This window comes from Pseudanabaena sp. 'Roaring Creek', assembly GCF_001402795.1.
In the GTDB taxonomy this organism is placed as follows: Bacteria; Cyanobacteriota; Cyanobacteriia; order Pseudanabaenales; family Pseudanabaenaceae; genus Pseudanabaena.
The window spans coordinates 1-384 of the sequence record NZ_LIRE01000622.1; the positions used below are offsets into that span (position 1 = coordinate 1).

At 48.2% G+C, this 384-nt stretch carries 1 protein-coding gene; it reads left to right on the forward strand.

The features are described from left to right. Positions 1-384 (forward strand): hypothetical protein (locus AC805_RS26930; RefSeq protein WP_231663378.1); only part of this gene is annotated, 384 nt, incomplete at both ends.

Below are 384 nucleotides of genomic sequence, written 5' to 3' on the forward strand. Positions count from 1 at the left end.
CAACGATCGACAGCAGCTTCATTGGAAGCTTTAAGCTAGGTGACAAAATCAACTACAACCTATCGATATCGACAGCACTCTACGCTACAAGGGCGACCGCGGCTCCGCACCACCGCGGTCTTTATCGGAAACCACTCACAGTATTGAATATATCAATAATAGAGACGGTTCTCTACGATTTCCATCTGAGGGCAACGACTTTTACCCGAGAGGGCATCCAGAACGTTGCAGAAAACATACTGGCTTACATTCGATCAAAAAAGATCGACGAGCTAGGAAAATACATCGCAAGTGCTCGGACGCACGACCTGTTCGATCTATCTGGCACCGACTTTTACGATTGCCTTGATCAGCTAAGAAAGCTCCGCAACCGCGTCCACATCC